Consider the following 19,132-nt stretch of genomic DNA (forward strand, 5'->3'; position numbering starts at 1 on the left):
GAGCGACAAAAACCATGCAGCATCTACCAGCCGACGGCATCCTTGAACGAATACCACCAGGAACCGATCGTCGAATATTGCGCACGGAACATGCGCCCGCCGGGGAAGGGATACCAAGGCAGTTTCTCGAAGACATCGAAACGCGACGTATCGCCATCGATCGCCTCGGCAAGCGTGCGGCCGAAGAGATGCGAACCGGTGACGCCGTGGCCGCTATAGCCGTGGGCGAAATAGGTATTGGCGCCCAGGCGGCCCATCTGCGGCACGCGCGTGAAGGAGAGCGCGAAGTTGCCGCTCCAGGCATAGTCGATCTTCACGCCCTTGAGGCGCGGGAAGACCTTGTCGAGATTGGGCCGGAGCTTGGCGACGACGTCCGCCGGATCGGTGCCGCCATAGACAGTGCCGCCGCCGAAGATCATCCGTTTGTCGGCGGATAGCCGGAAATAGTCGAGGATGTAGCGTACGTCCTCCACGCACATATCGCTCGGGATCAGCGACTGGGCGAGTTCCTCGCGAAGTGGAGCGGTGGTGATCATTTGCGTCGAAACGGGCATGACGCGCGAGACGAGCTTCGGCACCGCGCCACCAAGATAGGCATTGCCGCAGAGCACGACGATGCGCGCCGAGATCTCGCCCTCTTGCGTATGGACGGTCGGCCGCACTGCCTCGTGATTCACACGGGTTATCGGCGACGCTTCATAGATCGTGCCGCCCAGCCCTTCGAAAGCACGCGCCTCGCCGAGCACCAGATTAAGCGGGTGCATGTGACCACCGGTGCTATCCAGCATGCCGCCGCAATAGACCTCGGAATTGACGAGCTTGCGCAGCGCCTCACCGTCGAGAAGCTGATGGTCGTCCATCCCGTATTTGCGCCAGAGTGCCTGCTTGGCCTCGAGCTCCTTCATATGCGCACCGGTATAGGCGGCGTAGATGTTGCCGGGCTTCAGGTCGCAGTCGATCTGGTACTGGCTGACGAGCCGGCGGATGATGCGACCGCCTTCCTGCACCAGCTCGCCAATGAAGCGGGCAGCGTCTTCGCCATAGCTGCGCTGGATGGTGGAAAGGCTGGCGTTGAGGCCGTTGACGATCTGACCGCCGTTGCGCCCCGAGGCGCCCCATCCCACCTGCGCGCCTTCGACCACGATGACCTTGTAGCCCTTTTCGGCGAGATGGATGGCGGTCGACAGGCCGGAATAGCCGGCACCGACGACGCAGATGTCGGTTTCGACCCGGCCCGCAAGCTTGACGGGCGTGCGAACGATATTTCGGGATGCCGCATAGTAGCTCGTCGGATAGCTGCCATCGCCGGCATAGGATGTCTGTCTCTTTGCCATCATACGGCCGTACTGCTCCCGCCAGCCCGCGCTTGGATCCGCATCGAGAGACATATCGCAAATCCTACTTGCTGTTGTCCCTCGGCAATCGCTTGCTTTCGACCGCGCGCTTCCTTGCAGGCGCACCATAGGCTGCCCCGTCGTTACGGCCGGTAATCCAGAAATAGAGATAGCTCGGCCAGGGCTTGCGCGTGATGCCGCTGTAATACTCGCCCTTCCCTGTTCGCATCTGGGCGTTCGCGTCGCCCGTCAAAGGACCGAAGCTGGTCGCGGCCAAAGCTAGACCAAGGACGCCAAAGGCTATGAATCTCATGTCCGCGCCTCCTTTGAACCGATATCGCGCCCCATGGGGCGGACCGTCAAGATGCATGTTCGGGTGCGGGTGCAGGCCTGCCATGCTCCGTTCCCATTCGCACGACCAATACGCATTTGCCGCTTGACCGGCGGATTTGTCGCCGGCATATTGCTCAGATGTCAGACCAATTTGGCTGTGGGGAGAGCCAGATGCATCAGCGGGACAAAGCGACGCTTCTGCCCCTGCCCCCGGCGGACCGGGCGCAGCAGGTGATCGCCGCCCTTGCCGATTACATCCAGGGATCGGGTCTGCAGCCGGGCGACCGGCTTCCAGCGGAACGCGAACTGATGGCAGCACTGGCTGTCGGGCGGTCCACGGTCCGCGAAGTGCTCAGCCACTTCCAGGCGCTCGGGGTCGTCGAGGCACGCAAGGGCAGCGGCACCTATCTGCTGCGCGCCATTTCCGGCGCGACCATTCACATGCCGCTGACGCTCGATACCCGGCATCTTCGCGACGCCCTCTTGCAGACGCTCGAAGTCCGGCGCGGCATCGAGGCGGAAGCGGGAATGGTGGCCGCCCGCCGGCGGTCGGATGCAGACCTCATCAATATCGAGACGAAGCTCAACGAGATGGAGCGCGTCCATATCGCCAAGGGCACCTCCGGGCCGGAAGACCTCGCCTTCCATCTGGCGATCTATGACGCCACCCACAATCCGCTCTTTCGCCAGCTTCTCGAGCAGATGCGCGAAGCTTTCGAACGCTTCTGGGAGAAACCCTTCGACCGGCCGGATTTCGCGCGGCGCTCCTTTCCCTTTCACCGCACGCTCTTCAACGCGATTGCGGCGCAGGACCCGGACGCTGCGCGCGACGAAACATTGAAAATCCTCGCGATCGTCGAGGAAGACATCAAGGAAATGTCCAAATGAATGACGGCTTCGATCCGTTCGATGCAGCCTCGCTGATCGTCGCGCATGACGAAGGGAACGCTTTCGACGCTGTCGTGCCGCCGATCGTCCAGACCTCGCTCTTCACTTTCAAGGACTATGACGAGATGATCGCCTCCTATCGGGGCGAGCGCGTGCGGCCGATCTATACCCGCGGCCTCAACCCGACGGTGCGGATGTTCGAAGAGATGCTGGCGAAACTCGAGGGCGCCGACGATGCCATCGGCTTTGCCAGCGGCATGTCAGCGATCTCCTCTACCGTTCTTTCCTTCGTCGAGCCGGGCGACCGCATCGTCGCCGTGAACCATGTCTATCCTGATGCCTTCCGCCTGTTCGGAACGCATCTGAAACGCATGCGGGTCGAAGTCACCTATGTCGACGGCCGCGACCAGGAGGCAGTGGCAAAGGCGCTTCCCGGTGCCAAGCTCTTCTACATGGAAAGTCCGACGAGTTGGGTGATGGACACGCATGATGTCGCGGCCCTCGCCGCGCTTGCCAAGGCGCAGGACATCGTCACCGTCATCGACAACAGTTGGGCGAGCCCGGTTTTCCAACAGCCGATCTCGCTCGGCGTCGATCTCATCATCCATTCGGCTTCGAAATATCTCGGCGGCCACAGCGATGTCGTTGCCGGCGTCGTCGCCGGCTCAAGGGAACTGATTGGCCGCATACGCTCCGAGGCCTATCCCTATCTTGGCGGCAAGCTCTCACCCTTCGATGCCTGGCTGTTGATCCGAGGCCTGCGCACCCTGCCCGTCCGGATGAAGGCGCATGAGCGCTCGGCGCTCGCCGTCGCGAAGCACCTACTGGATCATCCGCTGGTCGAAGCAGTCTGCCACCCCGGCCTCGGCAATCATCTGCCGCCGGGGCTCTCAGGCACGTCCGGCCTCTTCTCTTTCATCTTCCGCGAAGGCGTCGACATCCGCCGCTTCGCCGATCACCTGCGACTCTTCAAGCTCGGCGTGTCCTGGGGCGGCCACGAAAGCCTCGTCGTGCCGGGTGAAGTCGTCTTGGCACAGAAAGCCCAGCCCAATTCCGCGGCGGCCTTCGGCATCTCGCCGCGGTCGGTACGGCTCCATGTCGGCCTGGAGGGAACGGAGGCCCTCTGGAGCGATCTCGAAGCGGCGATAGCCGCTTCGGTAGGCTGACGTAACCACCTGAAGAAAAGGGGAACTGAAAATGAGGAAACTGATCACAGCCACCCTGCTTGCCACACTGATGGCCGGCAGCGCGCTTGCCGACACCAGGCTGAAGCTCGTCGAGGTCATCACCAGCCCGGAGCGCACCGAAACGCTGAAGTCGATCGTCGCCAAATTCGAGGCGGCAAATCCCGGAACGACCGTCGAAGTCATATCGTTGCCCTGGGGCGAAGCCTTCCAGAAATTCGCCACCATGGTCTCAGCCGGGGAAATCCCGGACGTGATGGAAATGCCGGATACATGGCTCTCACTCTATGCCAACAACGGCATGCTCGAGAGTCTTGAGCCCTACCTCTCCAAGTGGGAGCACACGTCCGGCCTGACCGAACGCGCGCTCGAGCTCGGCCGCGATGTCAACGACACCGCCTATATGCTGCCCTACGGCTTCTATCTCCGGGCGATGTTCTACAACAAGAAGCTCCTCGCGGAAGCCGGTGTTGCGGAGCCTCCGAAGACGATGGACGATTTCGTCAAGGCGTCCGAAGCCGTTTCCAAACTTCCCGGCAAAGCCGGCTACTGCCTGCGCGGCGGCCCGGGCGGCCTGAACGGCTGGGTGATGTTCGGCGCCACGATGGCCGGAGACAACAAGTTCTTCAACGAGGACGGCACCTCGACGATGAACAGCGAGGGCTGGATCAAGGGCCTGACCTGGGTGATCGACCTCTATAAGAAGGGCCTCGCGCCGAAGGACAGCGTCAACTGGGGCTTCAACGAAATCGTTGCCGGCTTCTACAGCGGTACCTGCGCCTTCCTCGATCAGGATCCGGATGCGCTGATCGCGATTGCTCAGCGCATGAAGTCGGAAGACTTCGGCGTCACTGCCATGCCGAAGGGGCCGAGCGGCAAGACGTTTCCCACCATCGGCTACGCCGGCTGGTCGATGCTTTCCGCAAGCCAGAACAAGGATCTCTCCTGGAAGCTGATCGAAACTCTCGAGGGTCCGGAGGGCAACATCGAGTGGAACAAGCGCACAGGCGCGCTACCCGTCCACAAGTCGGCCGAGAAGGACCCCTTCTATTCGAGCCCGCAATTCAAGGGCTGGTTCGACGAACTTGCCGATAAGGACGTCATTCCGACGGTCATGCCGACCTACCTCGAAGAATTTGCCTTCTTCAAGGACTCGCTGGCGATCAAGACGAGCCAGGAAGCACTCCTCGGCGACATCACTCCGGAAGAGCTCGCCAACCAATGGGCGGACTACCTGACGAAAGCGCAGCAGAAATACCTGGCGAACAAGAAGTAAAATGTTCAGGAGGGCGGCGGTTCACACAGCCGCCCTCCCTCCCGCAACTGACAATAAACACGCCGCAGCAGGCAGCCACGAAGGGGAATTCTGACCGATGGCCTATGCCGCACGCCATGAAGGCATATCCGCAATCCGCCCGCCGCTTATGAAGCGCATCGCGGATGCCTCGGCACCCTATCTCTACAGCGCGCCGGCACTGATCCTGATCGTCACCGTGATGCTGGTGCCGCTGGTGCTTGGTGTCTCCTATGCCTTTCGCGATGTCCAGCTCCTGAACCCCTTCTCAGGTGCCTTCATTGGTCTCGATCACTTCTGGGCGCTCTCGCAGGACCAGGCCTTCTTCCGGTCTCTGCGCAACACGCTCTGGTGGACCGGCGCGTCCGTCCTTCTCCAGTTCGCTTTCGGCCTCATCCTGGCTCTCTTGCTCGACAAGCCCTTTCACGGCCGCGCCGTCGCCCAGGCACTCGTTTTCCTGCCCTGGGCAGTGCCGAGTTTCCTCGCCGGCCTCAACTGGGCCTGGCTTTTCAATCCCGTCGTCGGACCGCTGCCGCATTGGCTTTATGCACTCGGGCTGATGAGCCAGCCGGTCAACATCCTTTCTGATCCGCAACTCGCGATGTGGGGACCGATCATTGCCAATATCTGGTGGGGCATTCCCTTCTTCGCGATCACTCTGCTCGCCGCGCTGCAGGCGATCCCGCGCGACCTCTACGAAGCCGCTAGCATCGACGGCGCCGGCGCCTTCCAGCGCTTTCTCTCGATCACGCTTCCCTTTCTCGCGCCGACGATCGCGATCACCATTCTCCTGCGCACGGTCTGGATCTCGAATTTCGCCGATCTCATCATCGTCATGACCAATGGCGGCCCGGCGGATCGGACGCAGATCGTCGCCAGCTACATCTTCACCCAGGCATTCAAGCGGCTCGATTTCGGTTACGCCTCGGCGATCGCGCTGGTGCTCTTGGCGCTGCTCCTCGCCTATTCGCTGCTGATCGTCATCCTGCGGCAGTGGCTGCTGAGCAAGGATTGAAACCGATGCGCGCCAAACCAGCCCTTCTCACCGTTGCGCATCGTCTGGCGATCCTGGTCTATATCGCCTTCGCGCTCCTTCCCTTATTTTGGCTGCTCAAGGTCGCGGTTACTCCGAACGATCTGCTCTATTCTGAAGGCATTCGCCTGTGGCCATCGCGCGCAAGCCTCGAACATTTCAATTTCGTGCTGAGGCACAGCGCCTTTCCAGTCTTCTTCCGCAACAGCCTGATCGTCTCCGGCTCGACCGCCGTTGTCGTGACCGTCCTCGCTTCGCTCTCCGGCTATGCGCTCTCGCGGTTTCGCTTCCGCGGCAAGTATTGGCTCGTCACGCTGATGCTGCTGACGCAAATGTTCCCGCTGGTGATGCTGGTCGCGCCGATCTTCAAGATCCTGTCGCCGCTTGGGCTCACCAACAGCCTCACCGGGCTCGTCATCGTCTACAGCGCCTTCAACGTGCCCTTCGCTACGTTCCTGATGCAGTCCTTCTTCGACGGCATTCCGAAGGATCTGGAAGAGGCGGCGATGATCGACGGCGCCACGCAGTTTGTCGCCTTTCGCCAGATCATCCTGCCGCTGACGCTGCCCGGCATCGCCGCGACGCTCGGCTTCGTCTTCACCGCCGCCTGGAGCGAACTGCTCTTCTCGCTGATGCTGATCTCAGGCAACGAGCAGGCAACCTTCCCGGTCGGGCTTCTGTCTTTCGTCTCGAAATTCTCGGTCGATTTCGGTCAGATGATGGCCGCCGGTGTGCTGGCGCTGATCCCCGCCTGCCTGTTCTTCCTGCTCATTCAACGCTATCTCGTCCAGGGCCTCACGGCCGGCGCGGTCAAGGGCTGAGGGTTACCCATGGCTTCCATCGATATCGCCAACATCCAGAAGTCCTATGGCATCCACCCGGTGCTGCACGACGTCGATCTCAAGATCCGCGACGGTGAATTCGTCGTGCTCGTCGGCCCGTCCGGCTGCGGCAAGTCAACGCTCCTGCGCATGATAGCCGGACTGGAAAGCGTGACCGCGGGCGAGATCCGCATCGCCGGCAAGCGCGTCAACGAGCTTGCGCCGAAGGACCGCGACATCGCCATGGTATTCCAGTCCTATGCGCTTTATCCGCACATGTCGGTCGCAAAGAATATGAGCTACAGCCTCCGGCTTCGTAAGACGCCCAGAGAGAAGATTGCCGCCGTTGTCGCCGGCGCCGCGGCCAAGCTCGGGCTCGAGCGTCTCTTGGAACGCCGGCCCAGGGCGCTTTCGGGCGGTCAGCGGCAGCGCGTCGCCATGGGACGCGCCATCGTCCGTCAGCCAAAAGCCTTTCTCTTCGACGAGCCGCTGTCCAACCTCGATGCCCGCCTGCGCGAGCAGATGCGCGCCGAGATCAAGAAGCTGCACAAGGATCTCGGCGCCACCTCGATCTACGTGACACACGACCAGATCGAGGCGATGACCCTCGCAGACCGCATCGTCGCGATGAATGCCGGCCTTGTACAGCAGGTCGGAAGCCCGCTCGACCTCTACGATCGACCTGCCAATCTCTTCGTCGCCGGCTTCATTGGTTCGCCAGGCATGAACTTCTTCGAAGGCACCTATCATGCCGACGCCACGCCTCGCTTCGAGATAACGGGCGGGATCGGCATTCCACTCGACACGCCTGCACCGCTTGCGAACAATGCCAAGGCAACGCTTGGCATTCGTCCGGAACATGTCGTGCTCGCCGGCCACGGGCCGGATACGCTTCTCGCGACCGTCGAACTTGTCGAACCCACCGGCTTCGGCATCATTCTGCACCTATCGCTGGGGCGAGCGAGCTTCAAGGCCTTTACGAACGACCGCTCCTATCTGACGGCCTCCGGTTCGATACCGGTTCGCTTTCCGGCATACTCGCTGCATTTCTTCGACGCCGAGGGCAAACGCATCTGAACATGAAGCAAGCTAGGAAAGAGGCGCAAGGTGGCGGCACGAGACGGGCGAAATTGTCGCTTCAGCTTGTTTTTTAACTGATTACGCTGGTTTCCAGGGCAATTGACTTCTGTCCGGCAAGGACTAGCTTTTCTTCTGTCACAGGTATCAACCCGCCCCGGCGCGCCACTATTCAGAGAAGCAAGCACCGCCAAAACCACGATTTGACGATAGTCTTCCTTGCCCCGCGCCCGGCGACATTGAGGAAGTGTCATGCAAAATTCTGTTGTTGCCTTCTCTTTTTCGGCACTCTTACTCTGTCCCGTTGCCGCCCTCGCCCAGGAGGGCGATGCCGAAGCCGGTGCGGTGGTGTTCAAGAAATGCGCGACCTGCCACGTGGTCGAGGAGGATACCAACAAGGTGGGTCCCTCTCTCAAGGGCGTTCTCGGCAGGACCGCCGGAACCCACCCCGATTTCCGTTATTCGCCGGCAATGGTCAAAGCGGGCGAGGAGGGGCTCGTCTGGGATGAGGCGGCGCTTCGCGACTATCTCCAAAATCCGAGGGCTAAGGTGAAGGGAACGAAGATGGTCTTTCCTGGCCTGAAGAAGGAAGACGAGATCACCAACCTGATCGCTTATCTCAAACAATATCCCAAATAGGCATCGCAGGGAGATGGCCTGCCCCGGGGGCCGCTTTCCCGCGAATTGCCAGTATTTTCCGTTCGTGCAATAATTGTGATCGGAACTCTGCGGATTGCGTATTCATGCCCACGGCCGATCACGGCGAGGAGGGACAAGAAATGGCCGTGGTAGTGATTCTGGTGTTGGTAGCTGTCGGATCAGTGTTGTTCCATTTGTTGAGTCCCTGGTGGTGGACACCAATTGCCTCCAACTGGAATTACATCGACAATACGATCATCATAACCTTTTGGATTACCGGCCTAGTTTTCGTCGCCGTCGTCCTTTTCATGGCCTATTGCGTTTTCCGCTTCCGGCATCGGCCGGGCAATCAGGCCCATTATGAACCCGAAAACAAGAAGCTCGAAGGCTGGCTGGCGATGAGCACGACGGTCGGCGTCATCGCAATGCTGGCGCCTGGCCTATTTGTCTGGAATCAGTTCGTCACCGTTCCACCGGAGGCCACCGAGGCCGAAGTGATCGGCCAGCAATGGTTGTGGAGCTTTAGGCTTCCCGGAGCCGACGGAAAGCTCGGCACGTCCGAGACACGCGATGTTACTCCCGAAAATACGCTGGGTCTCAACCGCAACGACGCGGCCGCCCTCGACGATCTCATCATTGAGGGCGGCGAGCTTCACCTTCCGATCGGCAAGCCGGTGAAGCTGTTGCTGCGCTCAGTCGATGTGCTGCACGATTTCTACGTGCCGGAATTTCGCGCCAAGATGGATATGGTGCCGGGCATGGTGACCTATTTCTGGCTCACACCGACGCGGACCGGAACTTTCGAGATTCTCTGCGCCGAGCTTTGCGGCGTCGGCCACCCGCAAATGCGTGGCACGGTGGTGGTCGACACCGAGGAGGATTATCAGGCCTGGCTCGCCGAGCAGCAGACCTTTTCACAATTGACCGCATCGTCTGAAGGGAGCCCGGCCGCAGATACGGCGGGAGCCATAGCGGCGCAGTAGGAGACGCCGGGGAGCAACTGGGAGGAAACACGATGGTCGACGTCCGGTCCGGTATTGGCGAGGCACTTCCGCCTCCCGAAGTCGAGGATGTTGAGCTATATCATCCGCATAGCTGGTGGACGCGATACGTCTTCAGCCAGGACGCAAAAGTCATCGCCATCCAATATTCGATGACGGCGATCGCCATCGGCATGGTCGCGCTGGTGCTGTCCTGGCTGATGCGCCTGCAGCTCGGTTTTCCCGGCACGTTCGAACTGGTCGATGCCGAACGTTACTATCAGTACATCACCATGCACGGCATGATCATGGTGATCTATCTGCTGACAGCGCTGTTCCTCGGCGGCTTCGGCAACTATCTCATCCCGTTGATGGTCGGCGCGCGCGACATGGTGTTCCCCTACGCCAACATGCTGAGCTACTGGATCTATCTGGTCGCGGTCCTCGTCCTCGTCGCAAGTTTCTTCGCTCCCGGCGGTCCGACCGGCGCCGGCTGGACACTCTATCCGCCGCAGGCGGTCCTCTCCGGCACGCCGGGCGGAAGGGACTGGGGCATCATCCTGATGCTCTCCTCATTGATCATCTTCATCATTGGCTTCACCATGGGCGGCCTCAACTATGTCGTGACGGTGCTCCAGGGCCGCGCGCGGGGCATGACTTTAATGCGCCTGCCGCTGACCGTCTGGGGCATCTTCACGGCAACCGTAATGGCGCTGCTTGCCTTCCCCGCCCTTTTCGTCGCCTGCGTCATGATGCTCTTCGACCGGCTGCTCGGCACGAGCTTCTTCATGCCCGCGATCGTCGAAATGGGTGAGCAGCTTCAATATGGCGGCGGCAGCCCGATCCTGTTCCAGCACCTTTTCTGGTTCTTCGGTCATCCCGAAGTCTACATCGTCGCCCTGCCCGCCTTCGGCATTGTTTCCGATCTCATCAGCACACATGCGCGCAAGAATATCTTCGGCTACCGCATGATGGTCTGGGCGATCGTGGTTATCGGCGGTCTCTCCTTCGTTGTCTGGGCGCACCATATGTATGTCAGTGGCATGCACCCGTATTTCGGCTTCTTCTTCGCCACCACGACACTGATCATCGCCGTGCCGACGGCGATCAAGGTCTATAATTGGGTGTTGACGCTCTGGCGCGGCGACATTCACCTGACTTTGCCGATGCTGTTCGCACTCGCTTTCATCGTTACTTTCGTGAACGGCGGGCTGACCGGCCTCTTCCTGGGCAATGTCGTGGTCGACATTCCGCTTTCCGACACGATGTTCGTCGTCGCGCATTTCCACATGGTCATGGGCGTTGCGCCTATTCTCGTCATCTTCGGTGCGATCTACCATTGGTATCCGAAGGTCACGGGACGCATGCTCAACGAGGCGCTCGGCCAACTGCATTTTTGGATCACCTTCCTCGGCGCCTATGCGATCTTCTTCCCCATGCACTATCTGGGCCTCATCGGTGTTCCCCGCCGTTACCACGAACTCGGCGAGACGACGTTCGTGCCGGAATCGGTCCAAAGCCTCAACGCCTTCATCAGCGTCGTGGCGCTCATCGTCGGCGCCGCCCAGATCGTCTTTCTGTTCAATCTGGTCTGGAGCCTTCGCCATGGGCGCGAGGCCGGCGGCAATCCCTGGCGGGCGACGACACTCGAATGGCAGACCCCGGAGACGCCGCCGCCCCATGGCAATTGGGGCAAGGAACTGCCGGTCGTCTACCGCTGGGCCTATGATTACAGCGTGCCGGGCGCACCTGAGGACTTCATCCCGCAGAACCACCCGCCTACCGACCGGCCGAGCCACGAGGTCGCGACATGAATGCCGTGCTGGTCTTCCTCGCAGTCATTGCCATCATCATTGGCTGGTGGCTGGCGCAGCAGCGCTTGGCCTCCAAACCTTGGCTGGAAGTCGGCCATGCTCTCGACCGGCGAAACGCTGGCGAGCCCATACCCGCGGCAAAGATCGGCCTCGGCGTTTTCTTAGCCGTCGTCGGCTCGCTGTTTACGCTCTTCATCAGCGCCTATTTCATGCGCGCGGAATCCTCCGATTGGGGAGCACTGCCACTTCCCCGCATGCTTTGGATCAACACCGGCGTGCTGGTTCTAAGCAGTATTGCTTTGCAATGGGCGAAGACCGAAACCGAGCGGCAACGGCAGGAGGCGGCGCGCACCAGTCTGCTCGTCGCCTTCGCAACCGGCCTTGCCTTTCTCGTCGGGCAGGTTTTCGCCTGGCGCCAGCTTTCCGCCGCCGGCTATCTGCTGGCCGATAATCCTGCCAACAGCTTCTTCTATATGATCACCGGCATGCACGGGCTGCATATCGTCGGCGGCCTCATCGCTCTTGGCAGGGTAACGTTACGCGCCTGGGACGTTCCGATCGATCGCGGGAGCAGCCTGTCGATCGGTCTCTGCGCCACTTACTGGCATTTCATGCTGGCCGTCTGGCTGGTTCTTTTCGCGCTCTTCTCCGGCTGGGCGGGCGACGTCGTCGATTTCTGCCGCCAATTGCTGACATAGGAACCCACGAGATGTCCGCACCTTTGAAGCCTTCCGATGTCGAAACTCTGCCCCGCCCGGCCGGGTTGACCGGCCTCGCCGCCGATTGGGCTTCCGACCAGAGAGCCTTCAAAAATGTCTCCTGGGGAAAGGCCATGATGTGGATCTTTCTGCTGAGCGACACCTTCATCTTCGGCTGCTTCCTGGTCGCTTACATGTCGGCACGCATGTCGACCGCCGTTCCCTGGCCGAATCCGAGCGAGGTCTTTGCCCTGGAAATCGGCGGCGTCCATGTGCCGCTGATCCTGATCGCCATTATGACTTTCGTGCTGATTTCGAGCAGCGGCACCATGGCGATGGCGGTCAATTTCGGCTATCGTCGCGACCGGCGCAAGACCGCCGCGCTGATGCTCCTGACCGCCCTTTTCGGTGCCACCTTCGTCGGCATGCAGGCCTTCGAATGGTCGAAGCTGATCGCCGAAGGCGTGCGGCCCTGGGGCAATCCGTGGGGAGCGCCGCAGTTCGGCTCCACCTTCTTCATGATCACGGGCTTTCACGGCACCCATGTGTCGATCGGCGTCATCTTCCTGCTGATTATCGCCCGCAAAGTCTGGCGCGGCGACTTCGACACGGAAAGACGAGGCTTCTTCACCAGCCGCAAGGGTCATTACGAGATCGTCGAAATAACCGGACTCTACTGGCACTTCGTCGATCTGGTCTGGGTTTTCATTTTCGCCTTCTTTTATTTGTGGTGAGGAGAGCGCCATGGCGACGGCAGCAGCACATGCGGAACAACAGCAACACCCGATCGCGCTCTATCTTGTGGTCTGGGGACTGCTCTTCGTCCTCAGCGCTTTTTCCTATCTCGTCGACTATCTCGGGCTCGAAGGATATCTTCGCTGGTCTTTGATCCTGCTTTTCATGATGCTCAAGGCCGGCCTCATCGTAGCGGTCTTCATGCATATGGCCTGGGAGCGGCTGGCGCTGATTTACGCCATTTTGTTGCCGCCCGCGCTGGTGCTGGTTTTCGTGGCGCTGATGGTGTCGGAAGCCAATTACGTCCTGTTGACGCGCCTCACCTTCTTCGGCGCCGCGCCGTGACCGCATTCGGTCCGATTTACGAGCTGTAATCCACCCAGACACCGCCGGCGTCGGCGGACCGGACACAATTTTCAACCCAGCGGACGCCCTCGAGGCCTGCCTCGATCCCGGGAAAAATCAGGTCCCCGGTGTCAGTTAAAGCGAACCCGCGGTCGCCGCTGATAGCAAAACCAAAGCGGCGATAGAGATTGGCCCAGGCTTCGAACAGTCCCTCCGGATGGCCGCCGCCAATACGGTCGTCGATGCGGGCTTGCGGATAGAGATAATCCATGCCCCGTTCGAGAATGCGGACAGGTTCGCCCTGGATCTCGTAGAAGAGCTGGTTCGGCCGCTCATCCCACCACTCGATACTGGCCCTCGATCCGATGATGCGGACTTTCTGCCCATGCATCGAGCCCGCATTGACGGCGCTCGACCAGACGGTCGCGATGGCGCCGTTGTCGTATTCCATCAAGGTCACCGCATTGTCTTCCAGCGGTGCCCGGCTTTTGACGAAGCTCTGGCGCACGCACATCAGCCGCTTGACCTTCAGATGGGGGAGAATGACCTCCGATATGTAGAGCGGGTGCGTGCCGACATCGCCCAGCACATAGCTCGGACCGGCGAATTTCGGGTCCACCCGCCAGCGCGTCGAAGGGTTCTGCTCCTCGACCGGCGCAGTGTGGAAGCCATGCGCGAACTGCAGGTTCACGACGCGAATATCGCCGAGGTCGCCGTTCTTCACCATGGCTCGCGCCTGCTCGATCATCTGGTGGCCGGCATAGCCGTAGGTCACGCCAACGATGCGGCCCCGCGCCTCTGACAGCGCCTTCAGCTCTTCCGCCTCGGCAACGGTAAAGCAGAGCGGCTTTTCGCAAACGACGTGCAGGTCATGCTCGAGAGCAGCCTTGCAGATGGCGAAATGGGTGTTGTTCGGTGTGGCGATGGAAGCCGCCTCAATACCGTCATCCCGTTTGGCCTCGGCCGCGAACATCGCCAGATAATCCGGGTAGCTCCGCCCCTCATCAAGCCCAAGCTCGGCGCCGAAGGCGCGGCCGCGTTCCGGATCGATGTCGAAGGCGCCGGCTACCAGCTCGAAAGTATTGTCCCGGAGCGCGGCCGAGCGATGAATATAGCCGATCTGGCTGCCCCGTCCTCCGCCGACCATGCCCCAGCGGATCGGCTTTCTCTTCTTCCCTGACATTGTTGTGTTCCTGATGTTTATTTGGATCGCGGTCTAGAGCGCCGTGCGTTCAAGTGAACGCACAAAGGACGCTCTAGCACTCTAGATTCTAGAGCATCTTGTCCGCTTCCAGCGGTTCCGTTTGAAAGCGGGATGCTCTAGAACCCGACCGATCGCAGATAGTCGCGGCTTTCCTTCACGTCCTGGTGACTCCCGGCGACGCTCAAGGGATCGCGCTCTTGCTCCACGGTGATAAAGCCCTGGTAGCCGATCTCATCGAGGACCCGCTTGACGGCCGGATAGTCGATGACGCCCCGGCCGATTGGGCACATGACGCCCTGGGCGCAGGCTTCGAAGAAGCGGATATTCTCGCCGAGCACGCGCCGGAAGACCTTCTCGTCGATATCCTTGAAATGCACATAGTCGAGGCGATCGGCATATTTCCCAAGCGTCCCAACCGGGTCCATGCCCGCATAATAGGTGTGACCGGTATCGATACAGAAGCCGGCGACGTGCGCCGGCACGTCCCTTGCGATCCGCTCGATCTCGTCGGCGAACTCGATATAGCCGCCAGCATGCGGATGGATGACGGCGCGCACGCCGTAGCGGCTAGCAGCGAGCTCCGCGATAGCCTTGATGTTGGCAACCATGTCGCTCCAGGCTTCGTCCGAGAGCCGCGGTGCCCGGCCGGAGTGACCGGCGGAGAAATCCCGCTCGTCGTGCCCCCAGTCCATGACCGTGAGATACGGCGTCTTAAACCGTTGGCGGGGGACCTGCTCCGGCTGCGGCAACTTCGTGATGACGGCGCAGATTTCATCCGTCTGGCGCAAAAGCTTGGCCTGGTTCTCCGGCGAGACGAGGTCGTCGAAGATCGTGCCGGCGACGATGAAGAGTTTGCGCTCGTCAAGCGCCTTCGCCACGCGTTCGGAATCGAGCGGCACATAGCCATAGGGGCCGAGCTCGAGGCCGCCATAGCCGGCGGCCGCCGCCTCGTCGAACACGCGCTCCCAGGCGGGCAGGTTCGGATTGTTGATGTCGTCCACGCCCCAGCAGCATGGGGCTGTCGTAATGGTGATGGTCACGGGGCAATCCCTGTCGAATGTCGATGATATCGGGCGAGCCGCGCTTATGCGCGCTTGGCCGGCCAGTATTTGTCGACGTATTTCTGAATCTCGGCGCGCATGAAGCGGCCGGAATCATCCGCACGCTCCTCCCAGCCGAAGACGCAAGCTGTGATGATCCCGTCGAAACCGACCTCGGCGAGCGACGAGAAGAAGACGTCCCAATTGATCTCGCCCTGGTACATGTCCATGTGCTGATGGATCGTCACCTTTGCGCCGGGCGGGTTGATGATATAGCGCAGGCCCGAGGATGCCTTGTGATTATAGGTATCCGCCACATGGACATGGGCAATCAGCGGACCCGCGTCACGGATCATCTTCGCCATGTCGTCACCGAAATAGAACGTATGCGGGGCGCAATAGAGAAAGCGGACATTTTTCGAGCCGATGGTCTTCAGCATGTCGATCGCCGGATGCAGCGTTTCGCACCAGTCCTCCGGATGCGGCTCCATGTTGAGCGTCACGCCCTCCTTTTCAAACACCGGCACGAGCTCTTCCATTGAGCGCCACCAGGCCGCTTCGCTGTGCTCGTGGGTATGCATGCCGCCGCAGCAATTCGAGCGATGGCTGCGGTCCGGCGATGGGCCGCGGCCGAATTCCGAATTCATCGTGTCGCAGCCCATCTCGACGGCGACTTGGATCGCCTCCTTCCAATAACGCACCGCCGCCTGGCGCTCGTCCTCATGCGGGCTCGCCCAGCGATACATCGGCAGGATCGAGGCGAGCTTAACGCCGTGGCCCTTGAGCGCCGATTTGAATTCGGCGATCCGCTCGTTGTGTGCGCGCGGGCGCACCCACCAGGGAAGAAAATCGTCGCGCGGCGAAAGCTCGATATGGTCGTAGCCGAGCTCTGCTGCCTTCCGGCAGAGATCGCGCAGGTTAAGATGGCGATGCATATAGGGGTCGAGTGCGATCTTCATGGGTGCTCCTCCGTCATCCGGCTCGCCGCGATCGCGGCGTTGGATGATCTTTGGTCCGGGATTCGGACTCCGATTTTCCTCCCGAACTGGCGTCAGAATACCGCCGGCTTTCGCCGTCGCCCAAAGCTTCCTTGATCAAATTTGATCATTTGACCTTTCGCCTCACGAATGCTGAGCTGCCCTCCATAAGAGAGGTGTTCGATGGCAAAAGTGACCTTGAGGGATGTCGCCCGCGAAGCAGGCGTTGGCACGGCAACGGTAGAGCGGGTCGTCAATGGCCGCGGCGGCGTGCGATCGGAAACGGTGGAGAAGGTATTTGTTGCCGCGAGCAAGCTCAACTACCGGCACAGCCTGCCGGAGGCGCATCGTGGCCTGATCCGGATCGAGGTGATCCTCGTCCGGCCCGAGACGAGCTTCTATTCGCGCATGAACGAGGCGTTCGAGCGGATCGCGGCCTCGCTCGACCACAGCATTGTGGTTCACCGGACCTTTGCCCGGGAAAACGACCCATCGGATTTCGCCCACTACATCGCAAACCCGAAAATCCGCAGGTCCGCGCTCATCGTCGTCGCGCCGGATCATCCGGATGTTTTGAAGAGCGTGAGGCAGGCGAGCGAACTCGGCATCCCGGTCATCCAGATCATGACGCGTCCGGCTGCGGACCTGCTTTATGTCGGTATAGATAACTATGCCGCCGGCCGGACGGCTGCCTATTACATGTCGCGCATGCAGACGGGAAAGAAAGGCGCATTCGTCGCGCTGTGCCACAGCGGCGCCTATGAAAACCACAAGGAGCGCATCCGTGGTTTTTCCGCCTATCTCGCCGAGCATGCCGAAGCGGAACAGCGCTTCACCGAAGTGATGTTCGACTTCGACGATGAGCACAACACGATGGAATTGTTGCGCCACGCCTTTCGCAGGCATCCGAACGTCATCGGCATCTACAGCGCCGGCGGCGACAATATTGCCGTCGCGGCGGCATTGAAAGAACTCGCAGGGCGGCAGGTGTTCTGGGTGGGCCACGAATTGACCGCGCGAACGCGGAACTACCTGAGAGAAGGCATCATGTCGATCGTGCTCGACCAGGCGCCCGAAATCCAGGCTCGGCGATCGATCGACCTTGCCTTGAACAAGCTCGGCCTGATCGACGTCGACGTCAGTACCGAACCGGTCAGGTTTCTAACCGTGACAGCCGAGAACCTGTAGATGACAGCGATTGCGGCGTTTCGAGGCGCGGCAGATAGGCGATTTTCTCGTTGTTGGCATAATTGTCGATCTTCAGGTCGAGCGGGAGCATCGACCAGAGCTCGCGAGCCGATGGGTTGTCGTAGAGCGTGGCCGTGAAGTCATGGCTGGCAAAAGCGATGCGAATCTTCACGTTCGTGTCGTTTTGAGCCCATGCCAGACGCGGCAGTACGGCGCCGGCGACAGCGCCGCCGAGCAAAGTCCGGCGCGTTGTCGAGAGGATCGCAGTGTCATTTTGAATGCTCCCAATCAAACCAGGCCGCCCAGGCGGTCAGCGAGGACCCAAGCAAAAGGGCGGCGGCGAAGGCGAACGAACTCCACCAACCCGCCCAATCGAATAGCAGGCCACCGGCTGCCGCACCGATCGTGATGGCGAACTGGATGACCGCAACCTGAAGGCCTCCACCAGCCTCGGCATCGTCGTGCAAGACCCGGCTCAGCCACGTTCCCCAACCAACAGGCGCAGCCGTGCCGAAAAAGCCCCACGCGATCAGCAGAGCAGCAACCGGAAGCTTGGTGGAACCGAGCGCGATCAGCAGCAGGGCGATCATGGCCATGATAAGGGGAATGGAAATCACGATCGAATAGAGGCGCTTCGAAAGCAACCGGCTGATGCACCACGTTCCTGCGACACCGGCCAGCCCCATCAACAAGAGAACAAGGGATAGGGCGGAAACCGAATAACCCGAGACAGACTCAAGGAACGGCCGCAGATAGGTGAACAGAGCAAACTGTCCCATGAACAGCAACAGGATTGCCGTCATGCCAAGAGCGACCTGTCGGCGTCCCAGGAGCCGGAAAACGTTGCCTGTCGCCCGGCGCCGGCGCGGCGGCAGGGACGGCATGCTCGTCCATTGCCCGATGAGCGCAATGAGCGCCAAAGGCACCACGAAGAAGAAAGCGCCTCGCCAGCCGATGTAATCACCGAGAAAGCTGCCAAGCGGAGCCGAGATCGTGGCAGCTATGGCATTTCCGGCATTCAGCATCGCAAGGCCCTTCGGCACGGAGCTTTCCGGCAGGAGACGCATGACGATGGCGGTGGACATCGACCAGAATCCGCCGATCGCGATGCCGAGCAGCGCGCGCCCCACCATCAAAGCCGCATAGTTAGGGGCGAAGGTCACGATCAGGCCAGAGACGATCAGCAGCAGCGAGAAAAATGACAGGACGATCTTGCGATCAATGTTCCGCGTGAACCCCGCGATGGAGAGACTGGTCATCACGGCGAACAGACCGGAGATCGAGATGGTCTGTCCAGCCTGCCCCTCGCTCATACCAAGATCGCTTGCAATCGGCGTCAGGAGGCTGACCGGCATGAACTCCGAAGCGATCAGCACAGCGACGCATAGTGCCATGGACGCGACTGCGCCCCAGGCAGCGGCGGGTTTTATCAGGGTCTCGTCGAATGTTGCCTGTGCCATATGTTTCTCGTCCTTGAGCGGAGGGGCGCAGGTGCTTCCCTGCCCATGCTATGTAGCAGCCGGAGAGCAATCGAATTAGCCGCGATAG

20 protein-coding genes are annotated in these 19,132 nt (G+C 60.8%); 13 read left to right on the forward strand and 7 right to left on the reverse strand.

What is annotated here, in order from left to right; translation table 11 throughout:
* Positions 1–23: 23 nt before the first annotated feature.
* Together PYH37_RS25360 and PYH37_RS25365 are read right to left on the reverse strand one after the other, a co-directional pair.
* Positions 24–1,337 (reverse strand): NAD(P)/FAD-dependent oxidoreductase, encoded by a 1,314-nt coding sequence (locus tag PYH37_RS25360; protein WP_280736161.1) that lies wholly within the window; start codon positions 1,335–1,337, stop codon positions 24–26.
* 61 nt (positions 1,338–1,398) lie between these two features.
* Positions 1,399–1,647 carry a hypothetical protein gene (locus tag PYH37_RS25365; protein WP_280734219.1) on the reverse strand — a complete coding sequence of 83 codons (249 nt, stop codon included), beginning with the start codon at positions 1,645–1,647 and terminating at the stop codon, positions 1,399–1,401.
* Between the two features lie 191 nt (positions 1,648–1,838).
* Between PYH37_RS25365 and PYH37_RS25370 the strand changes: the two genes are divergently transcribed.
* The 12 genes from PYH37_RS25370 (at position 1,839) to PYH37_RS25425 (ending at position 13,175) form a co-directional block, all read left to right on the forward strand.
* On the forward strand, positions 1,839–2,555 hold the full coding sequence (locus tag PYH37_RS25370) for a FadR/GntR family transcriptional regulator (protein WP_280734220.1): 717 nt from the start codon (positions 1,839–1,841) through the stop codon (positions 2,553–2,555).
* Positions 2,552–3,721 (forward strand): PLP-dependent transferase, encoded by a 1,170-nt coding sequence (locus tag PYH37_RS25375; RefSeq protein WP_280734221.1) that lies wholly within the window; start codon positions 2,552–2,554, stop codon positions 3,719–3,721. Before PYH37_RS25370 ends, PYH37_RS25375 begins: the two co-directional genes overlap by 4 nt.
* A 31-nt stretch (positions 3,722–3,752) precedes the next feature.
* Positions 3,753–5,015, forward strand: coding sequence for an ABC transporter substrate-binding protein (locus PYH37_RS25380; RefSeq protein WP_280734222.1), 1,263 nt, complete (start codon positions 3,753–3,755; stop codon positions 5,013–5,015).
* 97 nt (positions 5,016–5,112) lie between these two features.
* Entirely contained in the window at positions 5,113–6,048 is a 936-nt protein-coding gene (locus tag PYH37_RS25385) for a carbohydrate ABC transporter permease (RefSeq protein WP_280734223.1), read from the forward strand.
* Between the two features lie 5 nt (positions 6,049–6,053).
* On the forward strand, positions 6,054–6,887 hold the full coding sequence (locus tag PYH37_RS25390) for a carbohydrate ABC transporter permease (protein WP_280734224.1): 834 nt from the start codon (positions 6,054–6,056) through the stop codon (positions 6,885–6,887).
* A 9-nt stretch (positions 6,888–6,896) separates the two neighbouring features.
* The gene (locus PYH37_RS25395) at positions 6,897–7,964 is read left to right on the forward strand and encodes an ABC transporter ATP-binding protein (RefSeq protein WP_280734226.1); all 1,068 of its coding nucleotides are present in this window, start codon (positions 6,897–6,899) and stop codon (positions 7,962–7,964) included.
* Between the two features lie 252 nt (positions 7,965–8,216).
* Positions 8,217–8,603 carry a c-type cytochrome gene (locus PYH37_RS25400; RefSeq protein ID WP_280734227.1) on the forward strand — a complete coding sequence of 129 codons (387 nt, stop codon included), beginning with the start codon at positions 8,217–8,219 and terminating at the stop codon, positions 8,601–8,603.
* A gap of 140 nt (positions 8,604–8,743) precedes the next feature.
* Entirely contained in the window at positions 8,744–9,586 is an 843-nt protein-coding gene (locus PYH37_RS25405) for a cytochrome c oxidase subunit II (protein ID WP_280734228.1), read from the forward strand.
* A 32-nt stretch (positions 9,587–9,618) separates the two neighbouring features.
* Positions 9,619–11,397 (forward strand): cytochrome c oxidase subunit I, encoded by a 1,779-nt coding sequence (ctaD, locus tag PYH37_RS25410; protein ID WP_280734229.1) that lies wholly within the window; start codon positions 9,619–9,621, stop codon positions 11,395–11,397.
* Complete coding sequence (locus PYH37_RS25415) at positions 11,394–12,095, forward strand: cytochrome c oxidase subunit 3 (protein WP_280734230.1); 702 nt, start codon at positions 11,394–11,396, stop codon at positions 12,093–12,095. The genes ctaD and PYH37_RS25415 overlap by 4 nt, the downstream gene beginning before the upstream one ends.
* 11 nt (positions 12,096–12,106) lie before the next feature.
* Positions 12,107–12,829, forward strand: coding sequence for a heme-copper oxidase subunit III family protein (locus tag PYH37_RS25420; protein ID WP_280734231.1), 723 nt, complete (start codon positions 12,107–12,109; stop codon positions 12,827–12,829).
* Between the two features lie 10 nt (positions 12,830–12,839).
* The gene (locus PYH37_RS25425) at positions 12,840–13,175 is read left to right on the forward strand and encodes a cytochrome C oxidase subunit IV family protein (protein ID WP_280734232.1); all 336 of its coding nucleotides are present in this window, start codon (positions 12,840–12,842) and stop codon (positions 13,173–13,175) included.
* A gap of 16 nt (positions 13,176–13,191) precedes the next feature.
* Here PYH37_RS25425 and PYH37_RS25430 read toward each other — a convergent pair whose 3' ends face one another.
* From PYH37_RS25430 to PYH37_RS25440, 3 genes are all read right to left on the reverse strand, one after another.
* Positions 13,192–14,358 (reverse strand): Gfo/Idh/MocA family protein, encoded by a 1,167-nt coding sequence (locus tag PYH37_RS25430; protein WP_280734233.1) that lies wholly within the window; start codon positions 14,356–14,358, stop codon positions 13,192–13,194.
* A 137-nt stretch (positions 14,359–14,495) separates the two neighbouring features.
* A complete protein-coding gene (locus PYH37_RS25435; RefSeq protein WP_280734234.1) occupies positions 14,496–15,419 on the reverse strand; it encodes a sugar phosphate isomerase/epimerase family protein in 924 nt (307 codons plus the stop codon).
* Positions 15,420–15,463: 44 nt separating this feature from the next.
* Positions 15,464–16,378, reverse strand: a complete 915-nt coding sequence (locus tag PYH37_RS25440; RefSeq protein ID WP_280734235.1) for a sugar phosphate isomerase/epimerase family protein — start codon at positions 16,376–16,378, stop codon at positions 15,464–15,466.
* Between the two features lie 201 nt (positions 16,379–16,579).
* Between PYH37_RS25440 and PYH37_RS25445 the strand changes: the two genes are divergently transcribed.
* Entirely contained in the window at positions 16,580–17,584 is a 1,005-nt protein-coding gene (locus PYH37_RS25445) for a LacI family DNA-binding transcriptional regulator (protein WP_280734236.1), read from the forward strand.
* Here PYH37_RS25445 and PYH37_RS25450 read toward each other — a convergent pair.
* Both PYH37_RS25450 and PYH37_RS25455 read right to left on the reverse strand, forming a co-directional pair.
* Positions 17,550–17,876, reverse strand: a complete 327-nt coding sequence (locus tag PYH37_RS25450; RefSeq protein ID WP_280734237.1) for a cyclophilin-like fold protein — start codon at positions 17,874–17,876, stop codon at positions 17,550–17,552. The two genes, PYH37_RS25445 and PYH37_RS25450, sit on opposite strands and share 35 nt — an antisense overlap.
* Positions 17,854–19,044, reverse strand: coding sequence for an MFS transporter (locus tag PYH37_RS25455; protein ID WP_280734238.1), 1,191 nt, complete (start codon positions 19,042–19,044; stop codon positions 17,854–17,856). The genes PYH37_RS25450 and PYH37_RS25455 overlap by 23 nt, the downstream gene beginning before the upstream one ends.
* Between the last annotated feature and the right edge of the window lie 88 nt (positions 19,045–19,132).

Origin of the sequence: Sinorhizobium numidicum, assembly GCF_029892045.1 — a bacterium.
Classification (GTDB): domain Bacteria; phylum Pseudomonadota; class Alphaproteobacteria; order Rhizobiales; family Rhizobiaceae; genus Sinorhizobium; species Sinorhizobium numidicum.

Bases quoted from the DNA above. Each gene is read 5' to 3' on its own strand.
- PYH37_RS25390 (WP_280734224.1), top strand. From the start codon at position 6,054: ATGCGCGCCAAACCAGCCCTTCTCACCGTTGCGCATCGTCTGGCGATC.
- ctaD (WP_280734229.1), top strand. From the start codon at position 9,619: ATGGTCGACGTCCGGTCCGGTATTGGCGAGGCACTTCCGCCTCCCGAA.
- PYH37_RS25440 (WP_280734235.1), bottom strand. From the start codon at position 16,378: ATGAAGATCGCACTCGACCCCTATATGCATCGCCATCTTAACCTGCGC.
- PYH37_RS25455 (WP_280734238.1), bottom strand. From the start codon at position 19,044: ATGGCACAGGCAACATTCGACGAGACCCTGATAAAACCCGCCGCTGCC.
- PYH37_RS25415 (WP_280734230.1), top strand. From the start codon at position 11,394: ATGAATGCCGTGCTGGTCTTCCTCGCAGTCATTGCCATCATCATTGGC.
- PYH37_RS25370 (WP_280734220.1), top strand. From the start codon at position 1,839: ATGCATCAGCGGGACAAAGCGACGCTTCTGCCCCTGCCCCCGGCGGAC.
- PYH37_RS25375 (WP_280734221.1), top strand. From the start codon at position 2,552: ATGAATGACGGCTTCGATCCGTTCGATGCAGCCTCGCTGATCGTCGCG.
- PYH37_RS25405 (WP_280734228.1), top strand. From the start codon at position 8,744: ATGGCCGTGGTAGTGATTCTGGTGTTGGTAGCTGTCGGATCAGTGTTG.
- PYH37_RS25395 (WP_280734226.1), top strand. From the start codon at position 6,897: ATGGCTTCCATCGATATCGCCAACATCCAGAAGTCCTATGGCATCCAC.
- PYH37_RS25400 (WP_280734227.1), top strand. From the start codon at position 8,217: ATGCAAAATTCTGTTGTTGCCTTCTCTTTTTCGGCACTCTTACTCTGT.
- PYH37_RS25360 (WP_280736161.1), bottom strand. From the start codon at position 1,337: ATGATGGCAAAGAGACAGACATCCTATGCCGGCGATGGCAGCTATCCG.
- PYH37_RS25380 (WP_280734222.1), top strand. From the start codon at position 3,753: ATGAGGAAACTGATCACAGCCACCCTGCTTGCCACACTGATGGCCGGC.
- PYH37_RS25385 (WP_280734223.1), top strand. From the start codon at position 5,113: ATGGCCTATGCCGCACGCCATGAAGGCATATCCGCAATCCGCCCGCCG.
- PYH37_RS25420 (WP_280734231.1), top strand. From the start codon at position 12,107: ATGTCCGCACCTTTGAAGCCTTCCGATGTCGAAACTCTGCCCCGCCCG.
- PYH37_RS25430 (WP_280734233.1), bottom strand. From the start codon at position 14,358: ATGTCAGGGAAGAAGAGAAAGCCGATCCGCTGGGGCATGGTCGGCGGA.
- PYH37_RS25365 (WP_280734219.1), bottom strand. From the start codon at position 1,647: ATGAGATTCATAGCCTTTGGCGTCCTTGGTCTAGCTTTGGCCGCGACC.
- PYH37_RS25425 (WP_280734232.1), top strand. From the start codon at position 12,840: ATGGCGACGGCAGCAGCACATGCGGAACAACAGCAACACCCGATCGCG.
- PYH37_RS25445 (WP_280734236.1), top strand. From the start codon at position 16,580: ATGGCAAAAGTGACCTTGAGGGATGTCGCCCGCGAAGCAGGCGTTGGC.